The organism is Pseudoalteromonas sp. MER144-MNA-CIBAN-0113 (genome assembly GCF_040308965.1).
Lineage (GTDB): Bacteria > Pseudomonadota > Gammaproteobacteria > Enterobacterales > Alteromonadaceae > Pseudoalteromonas > Pseudoalteromonas tetraodonis.
Window position 1 is genome coordinate 1 of record NZ_JBEOOG010000106.1, and the last position, 9,285, is coordinate 9,285.

A 9,285-nucleotide genomic window follows, 5' to 3' on the forward strand; every position below is an offset into this window, starting at 1 on the left:
TCTTGGTCGAATGATCGGATCATGGAACGAGCATTTAGTTCCTTTAAATTAGTAATTTCTTATCCGAAGCTCAGGTTTATTAGATTAGAAGTGTCTTTTGCTTTAATTATCCACCGACTAATGAGCTCTTCATCAAGGTTAAATCTAAACACCAACTCATTTATGGTTGCTTTTTTTTCTGCCGCTTGCAGCACTGCGAGACATATCTCGGCAGATGGTGCCTGTCGGTCTCGTAGATAAACATCCTTTTCGATTTGACTATTGTGTTTGTCGTTTAAACTCCTCTCAGGAAGGAGAATTTTTTGACTATATTTTTCTAGCCTCCTATGTAAGGTAGTTGCAAACAAATTGATTTCTATGTATTTTTCCGTCACATCTTTATCACCTATTGTGCGGCTGATAATGTTGCTCGAAAGACCTGAAATTTGTTTAAATAAATTAATAGATAAAAGGTGTTGGGTGTCTTTTAATTTATTGGACGCTATGCGATCTGTAAAGTGCAGGTAATTGTTGAATGTTGTTTCTGGTGTTAAGTGCCCAGCAAAACCAGCTAAAGCCCAGTAAATGTCTCGCTTAACTTCATGGTTGTCAAAACCACCTAGTGCTCTTTTTATTTCTCTAATTTGATCTTCAGGGTAGCTGATGACTTCTTTAATTAATTCTTTATCATTTTCCAAGATGATTTGGAGCCTGGAAAGAGTGGTATGGCGAAAATGATGAAAGATAAATGGGAAACCAGTAATTTTTGACAATAGCATCTTTGCTAATGTGCTGACGTAGTTACCATCCAAGGGAATATGGACACTTTGCTCATGAGAAAACAGCAGGGTTTGACTGCTATTATCAAGCGATTTTTTATAAGCTAAATAGTCTTCAAAGAGTTTGGACTCCTCCATTTTCATAAGTACTGATAGCGGAACTTTTCGCAGAGCACTAGAGGATTTGTTATTACCATACCTGTTATTGCGAACAAATAACCAGCGATCAGATGAAGACTCAACATCTTGAAGTCTGAGCTTTAGTAACTCACCACGCCTCAGTCCGCAGCGAAATGCGATTACATACAAGCACTGGAGCATTTGCTTTCTTCTATAGGTTGCTGACATTTTTCCAATAGATTGCATAAAGACTTCAAATGCTTGCTCGGGTATAAAGGCAGCTTTGATAAATGAATGACTCTTTGAGGTTGCATCAGCTAAAGAGCTCGTTAATAGCGGCAGATCATGATTACGACTAAGATACAAATGAAATTGATTAAACCTGCCAGCCATATAATGGCGGTTTTTTTCACTGAGTTGGGTATCTAGAATATCGCGGTAAAGGGATTCAAAATCTTCGGAATCCAAATCGTCTATATCGATAGTTGCAGTTACTGCCAGCCATGGTTTACCAATTGCGGAGAAATAGCGTGAAACGGTTGAAACTTTTTTGTTTTCAGCAAGCAAACTGATAAACCACTCAATAAGCATGGACAGTGGTTTTGGGTGTTGATTTGACTCCAGTTTTTGAAGCTGAGTTATTGCAGCTTTAGGTGTATTTTTATTTGAGCCTTTTTGTATAGGTGATAGGCAAGATCTGATCATTGTAACAACGCGTTCATAATTGCTTACCAGAACTGTATGGTTACGGGATTGAGGCGTTTTGCTTGCGGCAGGAATACGAGTTAATTCATCTAGGACATTATTGATGACAGTAAAGGAAGGTCGTGCAACAAGTAAGTTATGGTTTAACTGAGGTAATGAGGCGGAGGGAACTTTACCAACCAGATATTGAACCATTGCTTGATTTAATCTTACACAGTTTAACTGCTCAGTAACGCCGACCGCAGACTCAGCAAACTGCTGCATGCTTTTTACAGTCTTTATGATAGACGGGTCTATGTGTGTAAGTTGATCTTTGACTAACTGCCAAGCTGTAGGTACTTCATCAGCTTTAATGGAGTTTCTTAGGCTTAGAAAATGGTTTATCCAAGCAAGCGTTAAATTGTCAGGATACCAACGACGTAAAGTGATGGGTTGTTCATTTAGAAAAATATTATGCGCCTGAGCTTTGGCGTTAAATGTTAAGTCGAGCCAGATAGTTTCTGCCGTTTGAGTAAGCGGTTTATTATCTTCAAGCAGCTGCTTTCTTAGTGATACAAGCGCTTCAGCAATACACACGCCTCCAAAAATAGCGGCCGAGATTAAAGTATTGGCGAGTACCTGATCTGATGTAATTGCCTTTTCAGTGGCACTTCTTTTTTCTAATGTATCAAACCATTGTTCTACCCATTGGTTTAATGATTTGCTGCGTTTAAACCACTTTTCAGTCCTTAATGGTTTTTCTCTTTGAACCCTTTGTATATAGGGTGGGACATCCAATAACCATTTTTCATTTTTATTACCATCGTTAATGAATTTGGCAAGGTAATTTCGGGCAATTCTAAGATCAGTTATCGATGTGTTATCTACTTCAATTTTTTGTAATAATTTGACTATCTGCCTTTTGTAGCGTTCTGAACTTATATTTACATGCGATTTAGTCAACTCTGGTAGCAAATCGGCAATAAGATAATGAGTATGTTTTTCTATCGCTTGTTGGTGTTTTTTTCTTTTGTGAGCTCGTTCTTTGGCGCCAAATAATGTTTTTTTCTCATTTGCTTCCGTCATTATTGAGAACTCCAGGGGGCTTGCGCTTTAATTTTGAGTTCATCAACCAAAAGTGTATTAATAACTGTTGCGATGTCCTTCAAATCAGCCATGCAAATTCCGCTGTATCTGCCGAGCGCATCCCCACAGCTACTGATGTGCCCCATCCACCCATCCACTAAATGGCCATGGATACGGTTCTTACGCAGCCAGGTACGCATGAAATGTCGGTGCCAATTTAGCTTTAAAGGCAAAATATCTCTACTGTAAACCTCTAAGTTTGCAGGGGTGACGGCTATAAAATTCAAATCATTTAAAAAGAAAAATAACGGGCCCTTAGCTGTGAGAGCATTTTGAATTTGTTTACCTGTTTCGATTTTAATGTTCGTGATAAATGACAGGATATTGGTTAGGTGCGCCTTATAAAAGAGTAACTGGTCAATGGCAATTTTCGGTAATGCGACAACCCTAGCAGAAAGTGAGCTCCTTACTTCTTTATCGGATATATACAAGGTACCGGCATTGAAATCAAAGCAGTTTAGGGTTTCATAGGGGTGCCTGACGGGTCTGTGTCCAGTGGATAGATTAAGCATATATAGGATATATATGGTGTAAATATTATGAAATTCTTCTAGGGCGCTCCATTTCATATTTCTAAGTACCGATAAACGGTCGTGAAGTAGCGCAAACATCTTTGCTAATGTATCAGATTTAACTTGTAGCTGACTGCCAACAGTTATCTCTGTTGGTTGGTTTATTTCATTCGCAAATAATTGATTGGTATTTACCAATACATTTTTTACAAATTTCTGGTGAAGTTGGAGCAACTGTCCCACGTTGACTTGGTAGTATGAGCACCCAGGCTCTTGCTGGATACTTTTCCCTAATAGCAAAGCGATTTCTGTTGCATCAACACCTTTGCTGTTCATAAAATAGGAAAGATAGTTAATAATTCGTGGAAGTGTCAGCCTAGTATTCTTTTCTTTATTTATTGTATCGATAATACATTGCACAGAATCTTTAATTTGAATTAGATCTATTGTGGTTGTTAGTAATTTTGATAAGGCCGAGGTTAACTGTTTCGGCAAGCTCATAATCACTTTCCCGATAGAACGATTTAGCAAGGTTTCAAGAGGTGTATCAACTTTATGTTCAGGTAAGCTCGGTTTATATAACCATACAGGTTGGTTTTTAAATGGACCATTATCTTTAATAACGAGTGAATGATTGTTATATTTAATCTCTTCAAGATTCTTACCAATTAGCAAACAAGTCAGAAGGTAAGCGCAATTATCATCAGCCTCTACATAGTTCATGCAGTGCTCTACCAAGCAGGTTATTTCAAATCGCGTGAGTTGCCTATACTCACAAGTAAGTTGTTTTTCTCGCCTGAAAATGTTGTTTGCTGCAGCTTTAGCCAGTTGGTTCTGAAGTGATAAAGAATGCATTACTTCATCAGGTGCAATTAAGTTGATTGCAAAAAATCGCTTTGCCGACTGCTGATCTGCTATGTGCTCCAAGTCGTCGATATTGATATCATTCTCGTCATTTTCCAAAGGAGATATTGTAAATTCGGTTAGGTTATCTTCATCTTTATCACTCATATAAGCTGGTTCAGCGGGCGCATAATCAGGTCTTTTCGGGTTTGACCCTGTACCAGATTTACGTTTTACGTTTCGCGGATAATAACGTGGCGCCTTATTGTGATAGTTTTTTAACAAAGCAATAATCGAAGTTAAGTGATGACTCCCATAGCGACCTTTATTTTTAAGGAGCATTAGTTCTTTTATGAGACTACTATTATCAAGAGCGAAATCTGGCAACTCAGGTAATAGACTTGCACAAAACCTGTCGGTAAATAGAAGCCGAATAGCATCTAGTGCTCTTTTAATAACACCATAGTAATTATCAAGTTTAATAAGGGTGGAGGCTGCCAATATTATTTTTGCCTGAATAATTAGTCCTTTTGTGAACTCATCACTTTTTAGCGCATAGGTCGATAGGATAAAGGCATTGCAAGCCTGTTCTTTAAGTAGACCACTTTTTTTTATTTCAGAAAAAATGGCTTCTAATGTGCCTTTATCTTGCAAACTTACTGTTAGGTCATTAGGTAACTCAAGAGCTTGGATTTCGTCATCATACACATTTGGTGAAATCTGTTGGATTGTTTTGATTGTCACCCCAACCTGTTGTATGAGTATTTTTTTTGTGTACTCAGGCCTATCAGTCTTTGGCTCTTCTAGTAGTAAATAAATTGACATTAATTACTCCTTAAGAGCTCATTTAATACAGATTTATGCTCTGTTTCAGTTTTAGTAATTTTTGTTTTTCTTAATTGGTTGCGGATCGCAGAACGAGATTCATTTGTTAGGTTGGAAACTGTTTTCAAAGCAGAAGATGAATAAGAGCCGTTTAGGAGTTGCTTCTTTATGTTCGAGGGTATCTTATCAAGCAGTTCAGTTAGTTGAGCAAGATTGCTACTTCGATGGAGATCGCTGGAATGTTTACATAACTGATAAGCCCAAGCAGTTTTCACTATTTCGCCGCTTGGAATATGTTTATGAATAATTATGCTTATGTCTTGCACTTGTCTGATTTTACATTCATCAAGCCACTGCCAACCGGCGAAAAACTCGAACGAATTGTTAGGAGCCTCAATAACGTGAACAGGTTCTAATGTTTGAGATAGTGTGATAAATTCTTGTGGTAATTGCCTGTTACTTATCTGGTGCCTCAGATCTTTACTTAATGCGTACGCTGGCCGAGCTAATTCATGGCATGAAAGACTGCAGTGCCTTAAACTGACTGACCTAATTTTTTTAGTAACTGCCATTGCCTACCCCTTGCACTAATCCATATTTTATTGTGCTTTTTATTTTAGCGATGGTCAAATTTGGTCGCATAATGACCAATAATTTGATTGTCATTGTGACTAGACTGTGACTATTGTTCTAAATTGGCGTTAAGCGACTCTTCAATGTATAATTAATATTTCAAATTGAATCAATGGATTACAAATAAAACCACTTAACGCCTAATAATAATATTTAGCGATGCTGCTCTCCGGAGGCTAAGTTGTAGGTTCGATCCCTACCGAGAGCGCCATTTGCGTTTAAAGTATCATTTCCTGTTTCTTCCTCAAAATACCTACAATTATTTAAATCAGTCCACTACCTTACCTTATTTAATTTTCGATAATAAAATATGTAGCAATCTATTTTATACCTTTAGGCGTATATTCATTGCTGAGCTTATGGTTTATTCTTGCTAGTGCGTATAATTATTGATGTTAATCATTTATTATTACCCTGAACTCAAAAGCTAGACTTTTATAGCTAAATAATGCTATTTAAAGTATATATTCATTAATTATAGAAACCCTCATTTTTATGCTAATCACCTTACCTATATCAGAACTCGTTCCAGGCATGTACGTAAATAGCGTTACTAAGCAGCAGGAGAGTGTGGATGGCATAAAAATTAAAACCAGTGGTTTGGTTCGTGATAAATCAATCATTCAGCGTTTAATTACCGAAGGGGTGCTTGAGCTTCTCATCGACTTTACAAAAAGTGATGTCGCCGTACCAGCTAAATACAAAGAAAAACAAAAACCACAAGCTCCTGTAGCTAAGCAAGATAAGCCAGTTAAGGCAAAGGTTGCTATAAGCTTAGAGCAAGAGTTTGCAAAAGCCAGTGTGAGTTATGATGCGCACAACAGAAAACTACAAAGTATTTTTGGTGACTTAACATCAGGTTTGTCACTTAATATTGAAGCGCTCAATGAAATAAGTAATGAAATAGTGAGCTCTGTATTTCGTAATGAACACGCTATGACTATTTTAACTCGGATCAAAGATAAGCACAGTTACAACTGGCGTCATATGATCAACTGCACCATTTTTACAGCGGTGTTTGCTAAATACTTAGGTTATAAACGCGCTGTTGTGCAAGAGCTTGCAATGGGGGCTTTAATGCATGACTTAGGTCAGGCTAAGTTACCGCAAGGGATATTTTCCAAACCAGGAAAAGTCACGGGTAACGAAATGACGGCAATAAAAAAGCATGTCGCACAAAGCTTAGGATTGTTGAAAGGCGGAAAAGGTATTACGCCTTTAATGCTTGATATGATTGTAAATCATCATGAGCGTCTTGATGGTTCAGGCTATCCAAGAGGTGTAGATGGAAGCAAATTAAGCCGCCCAGCTCGGATCATTGCGATTGTAGACGTATACGATGCATTGACAGCAGATAGACCGCATCAAGAGGGTGATGAGCCAATTAATGCGCTTCGCTATTTGTTAGCTAACAAACAGCTGTTTGATGCAGAGTTAGTACAGTTATTTATTAAGTGTTTAGGTGTACACCCAGTAGGGACTATTGTTAAGTTAACCAATGAGCGATTAGCGTTGGTGCTAGAGGGCAATCATTCAAACCCTATCAAACCTAAAGTGAAGCTTTTTTACAACGCTAAACATAACCATCATGTTACCGCAAAAGATATAGATTTAAGCTTAAATAATAACGAGATAAAAATACAGGCAAGTGTTAAACCCGCTGATTATAAGATTAATTTGCCTCGGCTTTTAAAAGAGCATTTACTGCTTTAGCGTTACATCTTCTTTTTTCGTTTGTTTTAACAGAAATATACCCACCCAAAAAGCAACTCCCCATCAGCGTTAAGCACAATATTGTGCCTAATTCTACATGTAATGCTAAGCAGCAAAAACCTAAAGCAATAAGCGCCATGGCAATGGCTGCGAGCCAATATTGATTGACAGGATTGTCACATTTCCCAGCACGCGTACACGCGCAATAATTTGCCTTATAAAAGAAATAAACACTAATGCCGCAAAAAATAAGCCCAGCAAGAATAAGTAAAATGATCACAGTTTTCTCCCTTTGTGATTTTAATTGCAGTGTAAATTGCAAAGTATTTTAAGTCAATGCAAATAAGAATTAATCTCATTAGAGTATATACTCTAATACCACACTTCTTGTCCGATGAGTTTTAAATAGTTGTTAAATTGTCGTTAAAAAACGTGTTTTTTGGCTTTTTTTAACGTTTTAGTAAGGTTTTTTATAAAAAATTAAGGTAGGGTACGCAGGATTGAAACTCTAATAACAACACACATAGCTATCCAAACAGTAAGTTTGGCTAAGGACACAACAATGAAATTTACTAAAACTCTTATTGCGGCATCGCTGGCATTTGTTTCAGCTGATACTTTTGCAGCGGCTTTTCAGCTTGCTGAGCAAAACGTATCTGGTTTAGGTCGTGCATACGCAGGTGAAGCATCTGTAGCAGACGATGCGTCTGTGGTTGCACGTAACCCAGCATTAATGACGTTGTTTAAAGAGAAGCAACTTAGTGTTGCAGCTATGGCTGTCATTCCTGATGTGAGCCTTAAAGGCACAGGTAATGCTTACGGTTTGGATAACAGCGTACTAGATGATGACAGCATTGCACCAAGCGCGATTATTCCAGCAGGTTATTTCACTATGCCAGTAAACGATAAAGTATCGGTTGGGTTTGGTGCTTTTTCTAACTTTGGCCTTGCTACTGAGTTTAACGATGATTACGCAGCTGGCCAAATTGCCGGTGAAACTGAAATTGTTACTGTAAACATGAACGCAAGTGTTGCTTATAAAGTATCAGAGCAGTTTAGCTTTGGTATCGGCTTAAATGCAATTTATGCAGAAGCGAAGATTATTCGTAAGTTTGGTGTAGTACCTCCTGTAAACCCTGCTATTGCTTCTATTCCTGCAAGTGCTGATGCTGTTCACCTTGAAGGTGATGATATGGGCTACGGCTTAAACGTTGGCTTAATGTATCAGCTAGATGAAAATAGCCGCTTTGGTTTTAACTACCGTACAGAAACAGATATTACTTTTGAAGGTGAATACTCGAATGAACTACCTTCATTTATTCCTGGTGGATTAAACGGACAACTTGAATTACCGGGCTCTGTTGAAATTACATTGCCAGCAATTGCTGAGTTCTCTGGTTCTCACCAGTTAGATGAAAAGCTAGGCGTTCACTACAGCGTATTATGGACAGGTTGGAGCAGCTTTGATTCATTAGAAGCACAAGTTACTGCGCCTACAGGCGATAAGTTCAGTGCCTTTGAAAAAACAGAAGACTTTTCTGATGCAATGCGCTACTCAATTGGTACTGATTACCAGTACAGCGAAAACTTAATGCTTCGCGCTGGTTTTGCGTTTGATGAATCACCAGTATCACAACAGCATTTATCAATTTCTATCCCTGATACAGACCGTTTCTGGTTCTCGTTCGGTGGTAACTACGCGATTGATCAAAACTCAAATGTTGATTTAGGTGTGAGTGTATTACGTGGTAAAACGCAAAAGTTCACTGAAAAAGTAGAAAGCGAAACGCTACCACAGCAATGGTCTTTTGAATCAAAAGGTCATGCAGTATTATTAGGTGCTCAGTACAACTACACATTCTAATTCTGCCTAGAGCCTAGAGCCTAGAGCCTAGAGCCTAGAGCCTAGACACAAAAAAGCCGCTTACAGCAAATGCAGTAAGCGGCTTTTTTTTATACTTATAAATTAACTGGTTAACCTGAGATCTGGTTAAGCCAACATTAGATTATTACTCTCTAAAATTTCAAGTTCTTGCGATGTTAAATCTAAT

Annotated in this window: 6 protein-coding genes; 2 read left to right on the forward strand and 4 right to left on the reverse strand. The window is 38.0% G+C overall.

Annotated elements, in window-relative coordinates:
* Positions 1 to 59: 59 nt before the first annotated feature.
* The 3 genes from AAEY57_RS17935 to AAEY57_RS17945 are packed head-to-tail and all read right to left on the reverse strand — an operon-like array spanning position 60 to position 5,460.
* Complete coding sequence (locus tag AAEY57_RS17935; RefSeq protein WP_350608424.1) at positions 60 to 2,648, reverse strand: tyrosine-type recombinase/integrase; 2,589 nt, start codon at positions 2,646 to 2,648, stop codon at positions 60 to 62.
* Complete coding sequence (locus tag AAEY57_RS17940) at positions 2,648 to 4,888, reverse strand: hypothetical protein (RefSeq protein ID WP_350608425.1); 2,241 nt, start codon at positions 4,886 to 4,888, stop codon at positions 2,648 to 2,650. Before AAEY57_RS17940 ends, AAEY57_RS17935 begins: the two co-directional genes overlap by 1 nt.
* The gene (locus AAEY57_RS17945; RefSeq protein ID WP_350608426.1) at positions 4,888 to 5,460 is read right to left on the reverse strand and encodes a hypothetical protein; all 573 of its coding nucleotides are present in this window, start codon (positions 5,458 to 5,460) and stop codon (positions 4,888 to 4,890) included. The genes AAEY57_RS17940 and AAEY57_RS17945 overlap by 1 nt, the downstream gene beginning before the upstream one ends.
* 556 nt (positions 5,461 to 6,016) lie before the next feature.
* On the opposite strand from AAEY57_RS17945, the gene AAEY57_RS17950 reads away from it, so the two are divergent.
* Positions 6,017 to 7,234: a cyclic di-GMP phosphodiesterase gene (locus AAEY57_RS17950; RefSeq protein ID WP_013464161.1), complete on the forward strand. Its 1,218-nt coding sequence runs from the start codon at positions 6,017 to 6,019 to the stop codon at positions 7,232 to 7,234.
* Here AAEY57_RS17950 and AAEY57_RS17955 read toward each other — a convergent pair.
* Positions 7,194 to 7,514, reverse strand: coding sequence for a hypothetical protein (locus tag AAEY57_RS17955; RefSeq protein WP_350608427.1), 321 nt, complete (start codon positions 7,512 to 7,514; stop codon positions 7,194 to 7,196). The two genes, AAEY57_RS17950 and AAEY57_RS17955, sit on opposite strands and share 41 nt — an antisense overlap.
* Positions 7,515 to 7,796: 282 nt before the next feature.
* Here AAEY57_RS17955 and AAEY57_RS17960 point away from each other — a divergent pair, with 282 nt between their 5' ends.
* Positions 7,797 to 9,098 (forward strand): outer membrane protein transport protein, encoded by a 1,302-nt coding sequence (locus AAEY57_RS17960; RefSeq protein WP_350608428.1) that lies wholly within the window; start codon positions 7,797 to 7,799, stop codon positions 9,096 to 9,098.
* Positions 9,099 to 9,285 lie beyond the last annotated feature (187 nt).

Bases quoted from the DNA above. Each gene is read 5' to 3' on its own strand.
- AAEY57_RS17935 (WP_350608424.1), bottom strand. From the start codon at position 2,648: ATGACGGAAGCAAATGAGAAAAAAACATTATTTGGCGCCAAAGAACGA.
- AAEY57_RS17940 (WP_350608425.1), bottom strand. From the start codon at position 4,888: ATGTCAATTTATTTACTACTAGAAGAGCCAAAGACTGATAGGCCTGAG.
- AAEY57_RS17945 (WP_350608426.1), bottom strand. From the start codon at position 5,460: ATGGCAGTTACTAAAAAAATTAGGTCAGTCAGTTTAAGGCACTGCAGT.
- AAEY57_RS17950 (WP_013464161.1), top strand. From the start codon at position 6,017: ATGCTAATCACCTTACCTATATCAGAACTCGTTCCAGGCATGTACGTA.
- AAEY57_RS17960 (WP_350608428.1), top strand. From the start codon at position 7,797: ATGAAATTTACTAAAACTCTTATTGCGGCATCGCTGGCATTTGTTTCA.